This is a genomic window from Photobacterium sp. GB-210, assembly GCF_003026075.1.
Classification (GTDB): domain Bacteria; phylum Pseudomonadota; class Gammaproteobacteria; order Enterobacterales; family Vibrionaceae; genus Photobacterium.
Window position 1 is genome coordinate 74,871 of the sequence record NZ_PYNU01000008.1, and the last position, 17,108, is coordinate 91,978.

At 42.0% G+C, this 17,108-nt stretch carries 15 protein-coding genes; 11 read left to right on the forward strand and 4 right to left on the reverse strand.

Annotated features, from left to right (window positions below; translation table 11 throughout):
- Window positions 1–51 precede the first annotated feature (51 nt).
- A complete protein-coding gene (gene nlpI / locus C9J38_RS11890; RefSeq protein ID WP_107207286.1) occupies window positions 52–972 on the forward strand; it encodes a lipoprotein NlpI in 921 nt (306 codons plus the stop codon).
- 39 nt (window positions 973–1,011) lie between these two features.
- Here the strand turns inward: nlpI and C9J38_RS11895 are convergent, their stop codons facing one another.
- The 3 genes from C9J38_RS11895 to C9J38_RS11905 form a co-directional block, all read right to left on the reverse strand.
- Window positions 1,012–1,890: a U32 family peptidase gene (locus C9J38_RS11895; RefSeq protein WP_107207287.1), complete on the reverse strand. Its 879-nt coding sequence runs from the start codon at window positions 1,888–1,890 to the stop codon at window positions 1,012–1,014.
- A 10-nt stretch (window positions 1,891–1,900) separates the two neighbouring features.
- On the reverse strand, window positions 1,901–2,908 hold the full coding sequence (locus C9J38_RS11900; RefSeq protein WP_107207288.1) for a peptidase U32 family protein: 1,008 nt from the start codon (window positions 2,906–2,908) through the stop codon (window positions 1,901–1,903).
- A 148-nt stretch (window positions 2,909–3,056) separates the two neighbouring features.
- A complete protein-coding gene (locus C9J38_RS11905; protein ID WP_199187067.1) occupies window positions 3,057–5,090 on the reverse strand; it encodes an EAL domain-containing protein in 2,034 nt (677 codons plus the stop codon).
- Window positions 5,091–5,317: 227 nt separating this feature from the next.
- Here C9J38_RS11905 and C9J38_RS11910 point away from each other — a divergent pair, with 227 nt between their 5' ends.
- From C9J38_RS11910 to rimI, 5 genes are all read left to right on the forward strand, one after another.
- Complete coding sequence (locus tag C9J38_RS11910) at window positions 5,318–5,839, forward strand: SCP2 domain-containing protein (RefSeq protein WP_107207290.1); 522 nt, start codon at window positions 5,318–5,320, stop codon at window positions 5,837–5,839.
- Complete coding sequence (locus C9J38_RS11915) at window positions 5,829–6,332, forward strand: GNAT family N-acetyltransferase (protein ID WP_107207291.1); 504 nt, start codon at window positions 5,829–5,831, stop codon at window positions 6,330–6,332. Before C9J38_RS11910 ends, C9J38_RS11915 begins: the two co-directional genes overlap by 11 nt.
- Before the next feature lie 187 nt (window positions 6,333–6,519).
- On the forward strand, window positions 6,520–7,617 hold the full coding sequence (locus C9J38_RS11920; protein WP_107207292.1) for a glycerol dehydrogenase: 1,098 nt from the start codon (window positions 6,520–6,522) through the stop codon (window positions 7,615–7,617).
- Between the two features lie 170 nt (window positions 7,618–7,787).
- Entirely contained in the window at window positions 7,788–8,189 is a 402-nt protein-coding gene (locus C9J38_RS11925) for a DNA polymerase III subunit psi (RefSeq protein ID WP_107207293.1), read from the forward strand.
- Complete coding sequence (gene rimI, locus C9J38_RS11930) at window positions 8,179–8,634, forward strand: ribosomal protein S18-alanine N-acetyltransferase (RefSeq protein WP_107207294.1); 456 nt, start codon at window positions 8,179–8,181, stop codon at window positions 8,632–8,634. The genes C9J38_RS11925 and rimI overlap by 11 nt, the downstream gene beginning before the upstream one ends.
- 74 nt (window positions 8,635–8,708) lie before the next feature.
- Here rimI and prfC read toward each other — a convergent pair whose 3' ends face one another.
- Window positions 8,709–10,298: a peptide chain release factor 3 gene (gene prfC / locus C9J38_RS11935; protein WP_107207295.1), complete on the reverse strand. Its 1,590-nt coding sequence runs from the start codon at window positions 10,296–10,298 to the stop codon at window positions 8,709–8,711.
- A gap of 216 nt (window positions 10,299–10,514) precedes the next feature.
- On the opposite strand from prfC, the gene C9J38_RS11940 reads away from it, so the two are divergent.
- From C9J38_RS11940 to C9J38_RS11960, 5 genes are all read left to right on the forward strand, one after another.
- Window positions 10,515–11,297, forward strand: a complete 783-nt coding sequence (locus tag C9J38_RS11940; RefSeq protein WP_107207296.1) for a TatD family hydrolase — start codon at window positions 10,515–10,517, stop codon at window positions 11,295–11,297.
- 221 nt (window positions 11,298–11,518) lie between these two features.
- Entirely contained in the window at window positions 11,519–12,808 is a 1,290-nt protein-coding gene (locus C9J38_RS11945) for a NupC/NupG family nucleoside CNT transporter (RefSeq protein WP_107207297.1), read from the forward strand.
- 588 nt (window positions 12,809–13,396) lie between these two features.
- Window positions 13,397–14,173 carry a deoxyribose-phosphate aldolase gene (gene deoC, locus C9J38_RS11950; RefSeq protein WP_107207298.1) on the forward strand — a complete coding sequence of 259 codons (777 nt, stop codon included), beginning with the start codon at window positions 13,397–13,399 and terminating at the stop codon, window positions 14,171–14,173.
- Between the two features lie 211 nt (window positions 14,174–14,384).
- Window positions 14,385–15,716, forward strand: coding sequence for a thymidine phosphorylase (gene deoA, locus C9J38_RS11955; protein ID WP_107207299.1), 1,332 nt, complete (start codon window positions 14,385–14,387; stop codon window positions 15,714–15,716).
- Window positions 15,717–15,726: 10 nt separating this feature from the next.
- Window positions 15,727–16,947, forward strand: a complete 1,221-nt coding sequence (locus C9J38_RS11960; RefSeq protein ID WP_107207300.1) for a phosphopentomutase — start codon at window positions 15,727–15,729, stop codon at window positions 16,945–16,947.
- Window positions 16,948–17,108: the final 161 nt, after the last annotated feature.

Here is a 17,108-nt window from a genome sequence, read left to right on the forward strand (position 1 = left end):
TGTAGAGTAATACAATAGGATCGTGATTATTAAGCCTTAGGGAGAAGCGCTTTGATAGCAACTCGCTTTACATTTGCCGTTATGACTGTAGCGATGATGCTAACAGGCTGTTCGGCGATGCCAACCAAGTGGACTCATCCACCGATGGCTATTCCATTTCAGCCAACTTTACAGCAGCAAATTCAATTAGCTCGCATTGATCAAATTTTGCAGCGAGACGATATTCCACAGGCAACATTAGCGAAAATATATTACGAGCGTGGGCTAGTTAATGACAGCTTAGGGTTACGTGATTTAGCGCGATTAGATTTTAATAAATCCCTCAATTTAGAGCCGAATCAACCCGATTTATATAATGTGTTAGGGGTCTATTTTACCCAAATGGCACATTTTGATGCGGCTTATGAAGCGTTTGATTCTACCTTAGAGTTAGCGCCTAACCATCTTTATGCTCAACGTAATCGCGGTATTGCCCTGTACTACGGTGAGCGCTATGAATTAGCGAATCAAGATCTTTTGCCTCATTACGAACAGGATCATAATGATCCGTATCGCGTGATCTGGCTATACCTTAATGATGTTGAATTAAGCCCTGAGAAGGCGCAAGCTCAATTAAAACAACGCTATGATGCCAGTGATAAAAAAGCGTGGGGATGGCAGTTGGTACGTCTGTTTTTAGGGCAAATTACAGAGCGAGAATTACTCAGTGATATTGCACAGCAGAGCGAAAATAACGATCAACTTGCTGAACATTTAACAGAAGCGTATTTTTATCTCGGTAAGTTACATCAGAACAATCAGGATTATTCTACTGCGGTAATGCTCTATAAATTGGCGTTAGCGGGGAATGTGTATGAGTTTATTGAACACCGGTTGTCGCTCCTGGAGCTCAGTCGGTTATACTCTGCGTATCAAGATCAATCCCCTGATACACGAAATGAAGAAACCGTCCCTGTCGTCCCTGGGGGATAAAAAGAAAAGCCGCATTAGCGGCTTTTTTTATTTAAGTAATTACTCGCTGATGTTCAATCCAGCTAAGCTATGCCAATAACCATTACATTGATGGCTATCCTCTAGTTGATGACGAGTTGCACTTTGTTCATTAGCTCGGAAATCATCAACCAAAGATAATGTATCAAGACCCAGTGGGCTTAAACGCACGACATCAACGATATCAGCCATACCTTTAAGATCGTTTATTAGGTTATAGCAGTAGCCTGATTGAGTCTGAATACCATTTAGGGTAAAGACTTTTTGGTTTTCTTGGCTATTGACCGTGATCCCTTGTGGATACTTGATACAGCAGGTTTCACAGTCATCTTTGGCGCGATTTTCTGCGCGAGCGGTAAAGCAACGGGCAGAATACGCTAACGGTAGATAGCCATAGCTAAACACTTCCGTTTCAAATTGATTGCGAATGCCCAGTTTTTCACATTCAATTAAGGTGTTATTTAACCATTCACGTGATAACTCAACCGGCATACACCAACGGGTCATGCCTTGTTTTAAAAACAGGTTTAATGTTTGGGCGTTATAACAGTTAACCGCAGGACCAACGACAAAAGGAATTTTTGCTTCAGAGGCTAATTGAATCGCAGAGACGTCGTTAGCTTCAATGATAAAATCACCATTATCGATGTACTTTTTCATGATATTCACTTCGCTTGGCGCTTCGAGTAGCGCCATTGTCGATAGCACGACTTGTTTTCCACTATCGGCAATATCTTTCGCGATCTCTAACCATTGTGCAGGCTTTAGCTCGCGGCGTTTTGAACATACACTTTCGCCTAAATAAATGATATCAACATTGCTGTTTTTTGCTTGTTGGTAAAACGCTTCAACATCATTTTTAGGCCAGAAGTAAAGTAATGGGCCAAGAGAATATTTCATGGTTTGGCTCCTATTGCCATTTACGGTGATAAGCACCGAGTGTGGTTTGTTTACCTTCTGATACATTACCAAGACATGCATTCCAAGCAGGATTTACTTGGTAGCCTTCTGGATTAGCTAAATAGTGATCAATCGCTGCACGCCATGTGCGGGTGACCTGTTCAACATAAGCAGGGCTACGCTGACGACCTTCAATTTTTACTGAGGCGATATTGGCCTTAAATAGCTCAGGAAGAATCTCCAGGGTATTGAGGCTCGTTGGCTCTTCAAGGGCGTGATAGCGTTTGTTCTCACCGTCAATGTTGATATCAAAGCGACCTTTACACAGTGTAGGGTAGCCAGCGTTTTCACCATGGCCATAGCGGTCAATCAGTACTTCGTTTAAGCGAGACTCTAAGCCTTGTGGCGTTTCTTGCCAACGGACAAATTTGGCTGGTGAACAAGCGCCTACAGTATTAGGGGATTCACCGGTCATGTAAGACGATAAGTAGCAACGCCCTTCAGACATAATACATAGGCTACCAAAAGCAAAGACTTCTAGCTCCATATCTGTATTACGTGCCAGTTGTTTTACTTGATGAATCGATAAAACCCGAGGCAGTACAACACGCTTTATATTGAAATTTTGTTTATAAAAATCAATCGCGGCAGTGTTAGTTGCTGAAGCTTGTACTGATAGGTGAAGTTCTAAATCTGGATACGTCGTAGCGGCATATTCAAGCACTGCAATATCCGCGACAATCAGCGCATCAACCCCCATAGCGGCTGCATTATCTACCGCTTTTGTCCAGCGGTTGAAACCATCGGGATGGGCAAAGGTGTTGAGTGCAATATGTAATTTACGGTCGTGATCTTTTACGTACTGTACGGCTTTTTCGAGTTTACGGCCTGTAAAGTTTAAACCTGCAAAATGGCGGGCGTTAGTATCATCCTTGAAACCGATATAAACGGCATCTGCACCATTATCAATTGCGGTTTTTAAGGCTGGAAGGTTACCAGCGGGGCAGAGAAGCTCCATTATTTTTTATCATCCAGTCTTTGAATAAAATTATGACCTTTGATACTAAAATTCTTTATCTTATGGCGCTTTGATTTTAGGCAGGTTTTCGTTGTTTTTATTAATAAAAAGGAGCGTTATTGCTCCTTTTTTTTGTGGTGTTTTTGACTCATTTGTTTTGCAGTAAAATGGCTTCTAATTCATGCTTTGGCATGGGACGATAGAAGTGGAAACCTTGGATATAATCACAATTTAAATTAGATAGCAGTGTGGCTTGTTGACGGGTTTCAATCCCTTCGGCGACCACACTCATTTTTAGTGATTTACCTAAGTTGATGATGTTTTCAATTAAGGTTACCTGTTTAGGAATGGTGTCGATATCTTGAATAAACGCGCGATCCACTTTAAGTTCATCTAACGGAAAACGCGCAAGATATGAGAGTGACGAATACCCAGTACCAAAGTCATCAATCGACAGTGCAAAGCCAAGTTGCTTAATGGCATTGAGCATTTGGATGGTATGTTCACCATCACTCATTACCGCACTTTCTGTCAGCTCAAAGGTAATATCGGCAGGGTTGACATCTGTTGATAAACGTAATTTATCAACAAAGTTTATTAAGCCTGAATTACCAAACTGTTGCGGCGATAAGTTAATCGCGACTCGTCCTGTTAGCAATTTACGTTTTTTCCACAGGCTGACGGTGGTGAAGACCTCACGCATGACTGCGCAGCCGAGTTGTTCAATTAAGCCAGAGCTTTCTGCGACCGGAATAAATTGGGCAGGGCTAATATAGCCTTCGACAGGGTGTTTCCAACGTACTAACGCTTCTGCGCCGTCAATCGCAAAGTCACGGGCATTAACTTTTGGTTGATACCAAACTTCGAGGCCATTATTTTGCAGCGCTTTTTGTAGCTCTATTTCCAGCCATAAACGCATTCGTGCTTCTTTGCTCATCGCATCATTGAATTCAACTAAGCGATTTCGACCTCGATGTTTTGCTTCATACATGGCGGTATCGGCATTTTGTAGCATCATGCGTGCATCATTACCATGCCCCGGGGAGGTGACCATTCCAATTGAGCAGGCTAAGTGCTTTCTAAAGTGACGCAGCTCAAACGGTTGATTAACCAGCGCTATGATTTGCTCTGAGATAATCTCGCCAGTGCGTTCATGCTCAGGGTTTGGTAATAGGATCGCAAACTCATCACCGCTTAAATAGCCCAAAATTGCGGTTTCAGGTAGTAATCGACGTAAGCGTTGTGCAATTTCTTGCAGCACTTTATCGCCAATGTGGTGACCGAGTGAATCATTGATATTTTTAAAGTTATCAATATCAATATAGAGCATCACGACAGGCGTTTCTGCTTTCATCAGTTGGTCTAATTGACGAGTAAAGCCGTGACGATTGAGCAAACCAGTTAATGGATCCATTTGTACTAGTTGTTCAATTTGTCCTTGTTGGCGCTTATTGTCTTTTTCTTGAATGGTTTCGAGTTTCACCAGTAACGCTTCAGTCCCCATTTGTTTCACAGGAGAGATGGTCAGCTTTAAAGGCTTAGTCTGTTCGTTATGAATAATCGGGAAGTAGGTGATAGTTTCTTTATTGTCATTATTTTTTAAGCGATGACTGGTGCAAGGTTGTTTCTGATTATCGTGTAGTAGTTGATCCAGTGGGCGACCAAGTAGTTCTTTTTTTGAATGACAACCAAGTTGGATCGCGGCTTGTTCATTCGCATTAATAATAATGTTATTTTCAACTAAACAAATGCCTTCAGTGATCAAGTTATTCAATTGTGTTAACTGGTGTTCTGTCTCTTCTAATGAATGGATCAGGATCTGGCGTTCAGAGGTATCAATGGAATGTAGAATAATATGTTGTACGGTGCCGTTGCTATCTAATAATGGAGCAAGACTAAAGTGTAAACTTGATTCATGTCGGCTATCGTTAAGCACGACTTCTGCCTCAATACTTTCGCCATTAAATGCACGTTCATAGTAAGGTTTAAGGGAGTGATAATAATGTTGACCGAAGACATTGGTGTCGTTATTGCCGAGTAATTCTTCTCGCTCAAGACCACTAACTTCACTAAAGCGATTATTTACCGAGTGATAGTTATGTTGGCGATCAAGGATGGCAAAAAAGAAGGGGCTATTATCCGTCAGCAAAGGAAACCAATAATCTAGTTGCTCTGTTGGCATGTCGTCACCATTCTCCATGATTTGTGCGGATATGTGCATTGCTGAATAGTAGGCAATCGTATTTTCATTTATCTATGTACTCTAACTCGAATATGTACAACATAGCGAAAATTATTATCAACTTTGCTGAAACAGAAGCATTTTTTTTGACTCAAGGCATAAAACGAAATAGCGTTCTTGCCATACAATCGAAGACTAAGTGCGATTTTAAACAGGAATAAATCATAGTGATTGCTCAACTTCGAAAACAACTCGTTCAACATGGTCCTTCATTACTGCGTGTACCGGCCAAACTGACACCTTTTTCGCTTCAGAAAAAAGTGATGTTGGATGGCTTAGCTATGGTTTTCAAAGAGGCACTAGAGGATGGTGATTTTGAGTTTTTAGAAGATCGTTGGCTTAAAGTTGAAGTGCGTGATTTAGGCTTACAGTGGTTTATAAGTTACGAAAATGAAAAGTTAGTTGTAGCGGAATCTTGTGAACAAGAAGATGTGAGTTTCAGTGGTGAGTGTAATGATTTAGTACTTATTGCTGCACGGAAAGAAGATCCTGATACACTGTTCTTCCAACGTCGTCTTCGAATTGAAGGGGATACTGAGTTAGGGCTAGAAGTTAAAAACTTGATGGATAGTATCGATCTTGATTCTTTACCTGCTCCTGTGAAATTTATTTTGCAGCAATCTGCCGATTTCATTCATCAAGGTATGCATGATCGCAGTGCTGCCCAAGAGGCCTTAAATGCTCATTAGATCCGAAGCTCCCGCTGATATCTTAACGATTGATACGCTATTAAAAGCCGTATTTCCCACTGATGCTGAAGCTAAACTTGTTATGGCGTTACGCGAAAATGGAAATCGAACCCTATCGCTGGTGGCGTGTAATGATGAAGGTGAAGTGGTGGGTTATGCCTTTTTTAGCCCTGTAACGGTTGATGGTGTTGACACCAATTGGCAAGGCCTCGCGCCTTTAGCGGTTCGTGATGATTACCAAAATCAGGGAATTGGTTTGACGTTGCTTGAAGAAGCAAAAAGTGTACTCGCTGATTTTGATTATCCCGTTATAGTGGCGGTGGGAAATTCTGAATATTATGAAAAAGCGGGTTTTACAAAAGCCGTTGATCATCAACTTACTGCTACTTTGCCTGATACAGAAAATACGTTTATGGTTTATGAAGTTTTTCCTGAATCCGTCGCACAATATCAAGGTAAAGTTGAATACTGTAACGAATTCAACGCACAATAAATACATCGTACGTATTTATTGATTAATGCTTTAACGCCTGACAATGAAAGCACAGCGATACTACGCTGTGCTTTTTATATTGAAAAATCATTAGTATTGAGAAGTAAGATATCTAATTTCTACATATAGCTAATTACTACATCGTGATAGTTTGTTATTTATATAAATATAATTAGGACTGTCACCGATGATCCCTCGCAGCATCACATCGCCAAAAAAATTCATTATTGGTCAAGATTTACTTTCTCAACTTGATGTTTTTATAAAAGACTTTGGCAATAATGCCTTATTGATTTGTGATGATTTCATTTTAGATCGTGTTCAACAAGAAGCGTTGCCTTGTTTAGAACTCGCGGGGATCAAGGCATATTGCGAGAAATTTCAGTATGAATGTACTGATAATGAAATTGAACGTTTACGTAAGATAGCCACAACACAAAATGCCAATGTTGTTGTTGGTATTGGTGGTGGTAAAACCATGGATGTGGCGAAAGCCGTTGCGCATTATAGCAATGCATCAGTGGTGATCTTCCCAACAATAGCCTCAAGTGATGCACCTTGTACCGCGGTGTCTGTTATTTATAAAGATAGTGGTGAATTTGATCGTTATTTGTTATTGCCGCAAAACCCTGATGTGGTATTAGCAGATACTCGTATTATTGCTCAAGCGCCGGAAAAATATTTTGCCGCGGGTATTGGTGATGCGATAGCAACCTTTTTTGAAACGCGTGCTTGTTGTTACGCTGCTGGACTTAATCTAGTACAAAAACGTGTGTCACGTACCGGACTCGGTATGGCTCTTATGTGTTATGAGTTGATTGTCGATAACGTTGAAATGGCGATGGAAGCTGTTCGCCGTCAGGAAGTTACACCGGCCTTAGAAGAAATGGTAGAAGCCATTGTGTATTTAAGCGGTGTGGCGGCAGAATCAGGCGGCATTGCGTGTGCACATGCGATTTGTAATGGCATGTCATCACTTGAGAAGTTTAATTATATTCAACATGGTGAAAAAGTAGCATTTGGTCTATTAGTACAATTAGTACTAGAGGAAGCCGATATTGAAGAAATAGAGAATGTAATTTACGTGATAAAAATGGCAGGGTTACCACTGACATTGGCTGATTTTGGTATTAATGAATGGGTTGAAGATGATTGGCGTCAGATTGTTGATCTTGCCTGTTCACCAAGCGGCTCAATGAGTAATATGCCTGTTGCTGTGAGTGCAGAGCAAGTGTACCAAGCGGTGATTGCTGCCAATGAATTAGCACAACGTTATCACGACTAAGTTGATTTTATGTGAGAGAAATACCGGCCTAGAGCCGGTATTTTTTTATCTCTGTTTTGAGTAAGCTTTATGAGTACAACCGATACGTAATTTGGTAGGATCTGCGCTCATTGCTCCTCATAGCGTGCTCAAGACATGCTGTGATTGATAGAAAAGATAGCAGGTGTGGAATGAAACAACGTGATATTCAGGTTCTACAAGAAATGGGACTCACTTATTGGCAGGTTAGAAAGCCTGAAATATTTCCCAATCAAGAGATCCCTGTTATCGATCTACCTGAACATTGCAAGTTACTACTGATAACCAATGATGAGCTTAATGAGCATGATGCTTGGCTCTTCGGACGGATCCTGAGCAGTATGAAACTAACGCCAGAACAAGCATTATGTTTACCGCTTGAAGCCGTTGAACAAGTCGGTGAGCATTATTTAACATGGTGTTGGTTTGCTGGTTGCCAAGGGGCTCACCCGACAGGCTGTCAGGTATTAAATTCCGTATCTTTACACTTAATGCATAATGATCCTTCATCGAAGAAAGCATTATGGCAACAGATCTGTAGTTATGACGTATAAAATTATTCCATTAGACACCCAGCATGTTGATGATGTTTGGCGTATTGAACAAGCGGCTCATGCTTTTCCATGGGCAGAGTCGATGATCCGTAAAGAGCCAAATCGTATTGCAGCAAACTATGTGTTAGTCGTTGATGATCAGGTAGTAGGGTACTGCTTTGGTCAATTAGTCGCGGGTGAAGGAACACTGTTAAATATTGCTATTGATCCTGCTCATCAACGAAAGGGATATGGCAAAGTGTTACTCAATGGTTTTATTGATGCGTTAGAAGCCAAGCAAGCGGAAGAGATTTGGTTAGAAGTCCGAGAGAGTAATACCGGTGCGTATAAACTTTATGAAGCAACTGGCTTTAATGAAACTAACCGCCGTATTGATTACTACCCAACGGAAAATGGGCGTGAAGATGCCTTGATCATGGCGTATATGTTTATGCCTTTTGGTTAGGCCAATAATCAGTGAGAAAGTGATATAAAAAAGCCGAGCGTGATGCTCGGCTTTGTTCTAGCTAGCTGAGGTGATTAGTGCTCACGAGTTGCACGGAAATCAACTTCAGGGAAACGCTCTTTTGCAAGGTTTAAGTTAACCATCGTTGGGGCGATATAAGAGAGATTATCGCCACCATCTAGAGCAAGGTTAGATTGGTTCTTACGCTTAAACTCTTCGAGTTTTTTCACGTCATTACACTCAACCCAACGCGCAGTTGCTACATTAACGCCTTCATAGATTGCTTCAACGTTATATTCCGCTTTAAGACGGGCAACAACCACATCAAACTGAAGTACACCAACCGCACCAACGATCAAATCGTTGTTTTGTAGTGGGCGGAATACCTGTACCGCACCTTCTTCTGAAAGCTGTACCAGACCTTTTAATAGCTGCTTTTGCTTTAGTGGATCTTTAAGACGAATACGACGGAATAATTCTGGTGCGAAGTTAGGAATACCTGCGAACTTCAGGCTTTCACCTTGAGTGAAGGTATCACCAATTTGAATCGTACCGTGGTTATGTAGGCCGATAATATCACCAGCATAAGCCGTTTCTGCGCGAGAACGATCACCTGCCATAAATGTTACCGCATCAGAAATACTTACATTTTTGCCAGTACGAACATGGTTCATCTTCATACCTTGGGTGTAAGTACCCGATACAATACGCATAAAGGCAATACGGTCACGGTGTTTAGGATCCATGTTTGCTTGGATCTTAAATACGAAGCCAGAAAACTTCTCTTCTGTTGCTTCAACTTCACGCTCATTCGCTTGGCGAGAAAGTGGTGCTGGTGCCCATGCCGTTAAGCCATCAAGCATGTGATCAACACCAAAGTTACCCAGTGCGGTACCGAAAAATACTGGTGTTAGTTCACCAGCTAAAAATAGCTCTTCATCAAATTCATTTGATGCGCCCATTACAAGCTCAAGCTCTTCACGAAGTTGTTCCGCAAGCTCTGTACCAACAGCTTCATCAAGATCAGAATTTTCCAATCCTTTAATGATGCGTTGCTCTTGAATTGTGTGGCCTTGACCTGTGCTGTATAAGATCGTTTCATCACGGTGGATATGGTAAACACCTTTGAATTCTTTACCACAACCGATAGGCCATGAAATAGGGGCACAAGCCATACCTAATTCATTTTCTACTTCATCAAGAAGCTCCATTGGATCACGAATATCACGGTCCAATTTGTTCATGAAAGTAACAATCGGTGTATCACGTAGACGCGTCACTTCCATTAACTTACGAGTACGATCCTCGACACCTTTTGCCGCATCGATAACCATTAAACATGAGTCAACAGCGGTTAGGGTACGGTAAGTATCTTCAGAGAAGTCTTCGTGTCCTGGAGTATCAAGAAGGTTTACTAGGCACTCGTTATATGGGAACTGCATTACAGATGTAGTTACCGAGATACCACGTTCTTTTTCCATCTCCATCCAGTCTGACTTGGCGTGTTGGTTTGAACCACGGCCTTTTACTGTACCGGCTTTTTGGATAGCGTTTCCGAATAACAGTACTTTTTCAGTAATGGTGGTCTTACCCGCATCGGGGTGAGAGATGATAGCGAAAGTACGACGTTTTGATACTTCGCCCTGAAACTGAGTTTGCGACATTAGCGTGTTCTTTTTTAATAAAAGTACTCCGTTGCTGCCGTATTACATCAAGCAAAGCAACAGAACAGAATGAATGGAGTGAGTTACTGCTTATTGTCGCTGATTTTAGCGCGAGACTCAATCTAGGTGTATAAGAATCATTAAGGGTAGTTAGAAATAATATTAAGATTATATTGAATCATCACTATTTACGTATTAGTTACTACAGGAATATTTATGATAGATACCCACTGCCATTTTGATTTCCCCCCCTTTAATGATGACCCAAAGCGAGCATTGACATTGGCGCAAGAGGGAGGGGTTAACCAGATAGTGATCCCAACGGTAGGGCAATCGAATTGGGCTAAAGTACAGCTGTTATGTCAGCGCTATCCCGCACTTTATTACGGTTTAGGTATTCATCCTTTCTTTAGTGCTGAGCATACGAGTGATGTTTGTCAGCGTTTACATTTTGAGTTGAAGGAAGCACTTCAACAACCATATTCAAAATGTGTTGCCGTAGGTGAATGTGGATTAGATTTTGCCATTGAAACCCTTGATAGAGAATTACAACAAACACGGTTACAAGCACAATTACAGTTAGCGAATATCTATCGACTGCCGATTATTTTGCATTGCCGCAAAGCCTTTCCTGAATTAGTACGAGCCATAAGAGCAGATACGCCATCTCAAGGTGGGGTCTATCATGGGTTTAGTGGCAGTTATCAGCAAGCGGTTCAATTAATAGATCTAGGCTTAAAAATTGGTGTTGGCGGTACTATCACCTATGAGCGTGCGAAAAAAACGCGAGAGACTATCGCGAAATTACCTCTCTCTGAGATTGTGTTAGAAACCGATGCGCCAGATATGCCCGTCTGTGGTTTCCAAGGTCAGCCGAACAGACCGGAAAGAATCGCTTATGTAATGAATACTGTTGCGTCTCTTAAAGGGATAAGTATCGAGTCTGTCACTGAAGCGACAACCTTAACGGCACATGAACTTTTCAAAATCCCATCGTGATCTTGGTGCAAAAGGTAAACGATTGCGTAAAACGTTTGCGTTTCACGGGTGAACTTTTTGTGATGGTGTTCACGTATCGATTAACTCTTTCATGATTGTGGCATCAAAATTGTGAACTTAGCATTACTTTGTCCGCGCATCGATGGGTATAATGCGCCCGACTCTTAATAGAGCCGAATTGTCGAGACGCCAAACTTAACTTAATAGGATATACATAAACCATGAGCATGTTTATGAGCCTGGTTGGGATGGTTGTACTGCTACTTATTGCGGTACTACTATCAGACAACCGTAAAGCAATTAATCTACGTACTGTTGGAGGCGCGTTCGCTATCCAATTTTTATTAGGTGCATTCGTTCTTTATGTACCAGTTGGTCGTGATGTGCTATATGGCATGTCTCAGGCAGTTGCTAATGTTATTGCTTATGGTAATGACGGTATCAATTTCCTATTTGGCGGTCTAACATCGGACAAAATGTTTGAAGTGTTCGGTGGTGGCGGCTTCGTATTCGCACTACGCGTTCTTCCTGTTATTGTTTTCTTTTCCGCGTTGATCAGTGTTCTTTACTACCTAGGTGTGATGCAAATTGTTATCAACATCCTTGGTGGTGGTCTACGTAAAGTATTGGGTACTTCTCACGCTGAATCTATGTCAGCGACAGCAAACATTTTTGTTGGTCAAACAGAAGCGCCACTAGTTGTTCGTCCATTCATTCCTAAAATGACTCAGTCTGAGCTATTTGCAGTAATGTGTGGTGGTTTGGCGTCAGTTGCTGGTGGTGTACTTGCAGGTTACGCATCAATGGGTGTTCCTCTAGAGTACCTAATTGCAGCATCATTCATGGCAGCCCCTGGTGGTTTATTGTTTGCTAAAATCATCAAGCCAGAAACAGAGCAGCCTGTAGAGCAGATTGCCGGTGTCGACGAAGAAGGCGTTGAAAAACCAGCTAACGTTATTGACGCAGCAGCGGCCGGTGCATCATCAGGTATGCAGCTTGCGCTAAACGTAGGTGCGATGCTACTAGCATTCATCGGTCTAATCGCACTAATCAACGGTATGCTAGGTGGCATTGGTGGTTGGTTTGGTATGCCTCAGCTGACACTAGAACTTATCCTAGGTTACATTTTCGCACCACTTGCGTACCTAATTGGTGTGCCATGGGGTGAAGCACAAGTGGCGGGTTCATTCATTGGTCAGAAGATTGTTGTTAACGAATTCGTGGCTTACTTAAACTTTGCACCGTACTTAAAAGACGTGGCAGATGGCGGTATGGTTGTAGCACAAACAGGTGTTGCAATGACTGAGAAGACGAAAGCTATCATCTCATTCGCACTATGTGGTTTCGCAAACCTATCATCGGTTGCAATCCTACTTGGTGGTCTAGGTGGCCTTGCTCCAAGTCGCCGTGCAGAGATTGCTCGCTTTGGTATGAAGGCAGTAGCAGCAGGTACATTATCTAACCTAATGTCTGCAACGATTGCTGGTCTGTTTATCTCTTTAGCAATGTAATGGCAGAGATAACTGAATAAAGAAGAACGCCTCAATGAAAATTGGGGCGTTTTTTTATGCCTGATACTTTTGGTTATCAACAGAAAAAGTAAACATTATGGCTATTGTTCTAAATTAACTTCATAAAATCGATTGCGTTCCCTTTTCTTATATTCCACTCTGCTATTCTTATGCTAAAGATTATAAGTGTGTTGAGATAGGTAGTATCAGACTCAGCAGTAAATAGTGACGTCAGAAGTGCTCATTAACTGTTTCTGATTCTCTATTTTAGTAAACACATTATCCACTGGTGGAAACATAAGTTTGATAGGCTTAAGACGGCGGTCTTGCTATTATTGAGCCTAACAAATACAGCGATTTGTAAGAGCGTTCGAGTTGTTCGGCTCTTGCGCGGGAATAGGGATAAGTCATTTGGTAAGTATTCACTTACTAAAACTTCAAGGAATCAAGTCCGCTCATTTGTTGCAGTAGTTCTTACTGCATTCGGTAGCCTAATGAATAATCATTAGCGCTTTACCTTCGTTTATACTGATATTTAGAGCCTTATAGCTAAGCGCTTTAAATGTAATATTACGACTGGAGATAGTCATGAGCGATTTAAAAACTGCTGCACTACGTGCACTTAAATTAATGGATTTAACAACACTGAATGACGACGACACTGACGCAAAAGTGATCGAGCTTTGTAAGAATGCAAAAACAGTGGTTGGTAATACTGCAGCAGTGTGTATTTACCCTCGCTTTATCCCAGTAGCGAAAAAGCAACTACGTGAGCAAGGTACGCCAGATGTACGTATTGCAACGGTAACGAACTTCCCACATGGTAATGATGATATCGAGATTGCTGTTGCAGAAACCAAAGCGGCAGTGGCTTACGGTGCTGACGAAGTAGACGTAGTATTCCCATACCGCGCACTTATGGCGGGTAATGCAGAGGTTGGCTTTGAACTTGTGAAGCAATGTAAAGCGGCATGTGGTGATAACGTACTGCTTAAAGTCATTATCGAAACGGGTGAGCTAAAAACTGAAGCGCTAATTAAGCAAGCATCTGAAATCTCAATTAAAGCTGGTGCTGATTTTATTAAAACCTCAACCGGTAAAGTGCCTGTTAATGCAACACCAGAATACGCACAAATCATGCTTAACGTGATCAAAGATATGGGCGTTGCTAAAACTGTTGGCTTTAAGCCTGCTGGTGGTGTTCGTACTGCTGAAGATGCACAGCAATACTTAGCAATGGCTGATGATATTCTTGGTGCAGAGTGGGCTGATAGCCGTCACTACCGTTTTGGTGCATCGAGCTTACTTGCTAATTTGTTACACACACTAGGTGAAGGTGAAGAAGCGGCGCAAGGCGGCTACTAATCCTTTGTAAACAAGGTGGTGATGTGCCACCTTGTTTTAACTCTTTGTCGGCATTATAAATGCCGTACTAATTCTTGAATTGGCTTTTTCCAGCACTGCATTTTCGCGGTTGTTGTCTTTTTTGCACCTAAAATTTAGAAATAAAGCAAAATAAAACACAATTTAAGCATTGGTGACCCTACTTCGCTGAATTAAAAATAAGAGGAACAGCATGTACTTACCTCAAGAAATCATTCGTAAAAAGCGTGACAATATTGAATTAAGCGCCGATGAAATTAACTTTTTCATTCAAGGTGTAGCGAAAGACACCGTCTCTGAAGGCCAAATCGCCGCATTTGCAATGGCGATTTATTTTAATGATATGACGATGGATGAGCGCGTTGCCTTAACTTGTGCGATGCGTGATTCAGGCATGGTGATTGATTGGGGATACATGCACTTTGATGGTCCCATTGTTGATAAGCACTCAACTGGCGGTGTCGGTGATGTTACTTCACTGATGCTAGGTGCAATGGTGGCAGCATGTGGTGGTTATGTACCGATGATCTCTGGTCGTGGCTTAGGTCATACAGGGGGGACATTAGATAAGTTAGAAGCTATCCCTGGTTATAACATCACACCAACCAATGACGTTTTCGGTAAAGTAACCAAAGAAGCCGGTGTGGCAATTATTGGTCAGACCGGTGATTTAGCACCTGCGGATAAACGTGTGTACGCAACTCGTGATGTAACCGCGACGGTTGATAATATCTCACTTATTACCGCTTCTATTTTATCGAAGAAATTGGCGGCGGGCTTAGATTACCTCGTCATGGATGTGAAAGTAGGCTCTGGTGCTTTCATGCCAACTTACCAAGCCTCTGAAGAGCTTGCGAAATCAATTGTAGCAGTGGCAAATGGTGCGGGTACATGTACATCTGCATTGCTAACCGACATGAACCAAGTATTAGCATCAAGTGCGGGTAACGCAGTTGAAGTGCGTGAAGCGGTCCAGTTTCTAACTGGTGAATACCGTAACTCTCGTTTGTTTGAAGTCACCATGGCACTGTGTGCTGAAATGTTAGTGATCAGTAAATTAGCAGCTGATACCCAACAAGCGCGTGTAAAACTACAGGCCGTATTAGACAACGGTCAAGCCGCTGAGCGGTTTGGTAAAATGGTAGCAGGCTTAGGTGGCCCTACTGATTTTATCGAGAATTATGACAACTATTTAGAGAAAACTGAGATTGTAAAACCAGTATTTGCTGAAACAACAGGTTTTGCTCATGCTATGGATACGCGTGGCTTAGGTATGGCGGTTGTTGGTATGGGCGGTGGTCGTCGTGTTGCTAGCGATAATATTGACTATGCGGTTGGTTTTAGCAACATGATCCGTTTAGGTGATGAAGTTTACGCTGATACCCCTCTTGCAATGGTACATGCTCGTACTGAAGCGCAATGGGAAGAAGCAGCGAAAGCGATTCGCAGTAATATTACGGTGAATGAGAACAAACCTGAAGCGACACCTGAAGTTTACCGACGTATCACCAAACAAGATGTGTAATGGAGTAACGATGAAACGTTCAATTATTTTAGTGCTAGATTCTTTTGGTATTGGTGCCTCTGCAGACGCTGATAAATTTGGTGATGTAGGTGCAAATACCTTAGGCCATATAGCACAGGCGTGTGCGCGTGGCGAAGCCAATAATGGCGATCGCAACGGTCCATTACACTTACCTAATTTAACTAAACTTGGTTTAGCGAAAGCGTGTGAAGAATCATGCGGTAGCTTCCCTGAAGGCATGGATCCAAATTCCGAGATCACTGGTGCTTATGGCCATGCGCAAGAACTTTCTTCTGGTAAGGACACACCGTCTGGTCACTGGGAAATTGCCGGTGTACCCGTATTGTTTGAATGGGGTTACTTTAGCGATAAAGAAAACAGTTTTCCTAAAGAACTGACCGATCGTATTCTTGCTCGTGCAGGTTTAGATAGTTTCTTAGGTAACTGTCATGCATCAGGTACACAAGTGCTTGATGATTTGGGTGAAGAGCACATGAAGACAGGGATGCCTATCTTCTATACGTCTGCTGACTCAGTATTCCAAATTGCGTGTCATGAAGAAACATTCGGTTTAGAGCGTTTATTAGAGCTTTGCCAAATTGCGCGTGAAGAGCTAGAAGATTACAACATTGGTCGTGTTATCGCGCGTCCATTTATCGGTGCGGGTAAAGGTCAATTTGAGCGTACAGGGAATCGCCGTGACTTGTCGCTTGAGCCGCCAGCAGCAACGATCTTGCAAAAGCTTGTTGATGAAAAACAAGGTGAAGTGGTATCGATTGGTAAAATTTCTGATATCTATGCCGGCTGTGGTATTTCAAGCAAAGTAAAAGCGACAGGTATTCCTGCTTTATTTGATGCAACACTTGAACAAATGAAACAAGCGGGTGACAACACTATTATATTTACCAACTTTGTTGATTTTGATTCAGCCTACGGTCACCGTCGTAATGTTGCGGGTTATGCGGCTGCGCTTGAGTATTTCGATCGCCGTCTTCCTGAGATTTTAGCGTTACTTCAAGGTGACGATGTACTGATCATTACCGCCGATCATGGTTGTGATCCAACATGGCCGGGCACAGATCATACTCGTGAACACATTCCAGTATTGGTATCGGGTCCTAAAGTTAAGCCGGGCTCATTAGGTTTACGTGAAAGCTTTGCTGATATTGGTCAGAGCCTAGCTGAGTACTTCGGTACAACAGATATGGAATACGGTAAGTCGTTTCTATAACTAAAATTTAAAATAAGGGTAAATCTTATTTACCCTTATTTATTCTTTAAAAGACATGATTGTTCAGCATTTTCCACTTTATAATGTCGGCAATCACAGCATGTTTAGCTAAACGTTAGTGATTAATTTTCAACACTGACAGCTAACTAAAATTAGGAAAA

Excerpts from the sequence above, each read along its gene's own strand:
- prfC (WP_107207295.1), bottom strand. The coding sequence starts at position 10,298 with ATGTCGCAAACTCAGTTTCAGGGCGAAGTATCAAAACGTCGTACTTTC.
- deoC (WP_107207298.1), top strand. The coding sequence starts at position 13,397 with ATGAGCGATTTAAAAACTGCTGCACTACGTGCACTTAAATTAATGGAT.
- C9J38_RS11905 (WP_199187067.1), bottom strand. The coding sequence starts at position 5,090 with ATGCCAACAGAGCAACTAGATTATTGGTTTCCTTTGCTGACGGATAAT.
- C9J38_RS11925 (WP_107207293.1), top strand. The coding sequence starts at position 7,788 with ATGAAACAACGTGATATTCAGGTTCTACAAGAAATGGGACTCACTTAT.
- C9J38_RS11895 (WP_107207287.1), bottom strand. The coding sequence starts at position 1,890 with ATGAAATATTCTCTTGGCCCATTACTTTACTTCTGGCCTAAAAATGAT.
- deoA (WP_107207299.1), top strand. The coding sequence starts at position 14,385 with ATGTACTTACCTCAAGAAATCATTCGTAAAAAGCGTGACAATATTGAA.
- rimI (WP_107207294.1), top strand. The coding sequence starts at position 8,179 with ATGACGTATAAAATTATTCCATTAGACACCCAGCATGTTGATGATGTT.
- C9J38_RS11915 (WP_107207291.1), top strand. The coding sequence starts at position 5,829 with ATGCTCATTAGATCCGAAGCTCCCGCTGATATCTTAACGATTGATACG.
- C9J38_RS11900 (WP_107207288.1), bottom strand. The coding sequence starts at position 2,908 with ATGGAGCTTCTCTGCCCCGCTGGTAACCTTCCAGCCTTAAAAACCGCA.
- C9J38_RS11960 (WP_107207300.1), top strand. The coding sequence starts at position 15,727 with ATGAAACGTTCAATTATTTTAGTGCTAGATTCTTTTGGTATTGGTGCC.
- C9J38_RS11920 (WP_107207292.1), top strand. The coding sequence starts at position 6,520 with ATGATCCCTCGCAGCATCACATCGCCAAAAAAATTCATTATTGGTCAA.
- C9J38_RS11940 (WP_107207296.1), top strand. The coding sequence starts at position 10,515 with ATGATAGATACCCACTGCCATTTTGATTTCCCCCCCTTTAATGATGAC.
- C9J38_RS11945 (WP_107207297.1), top strand. The coding sequence starts at position 11,519 with ATGAGCATGTTTATGAGCCTGGTTGGGATGGTTGTACTGCTACTTATT.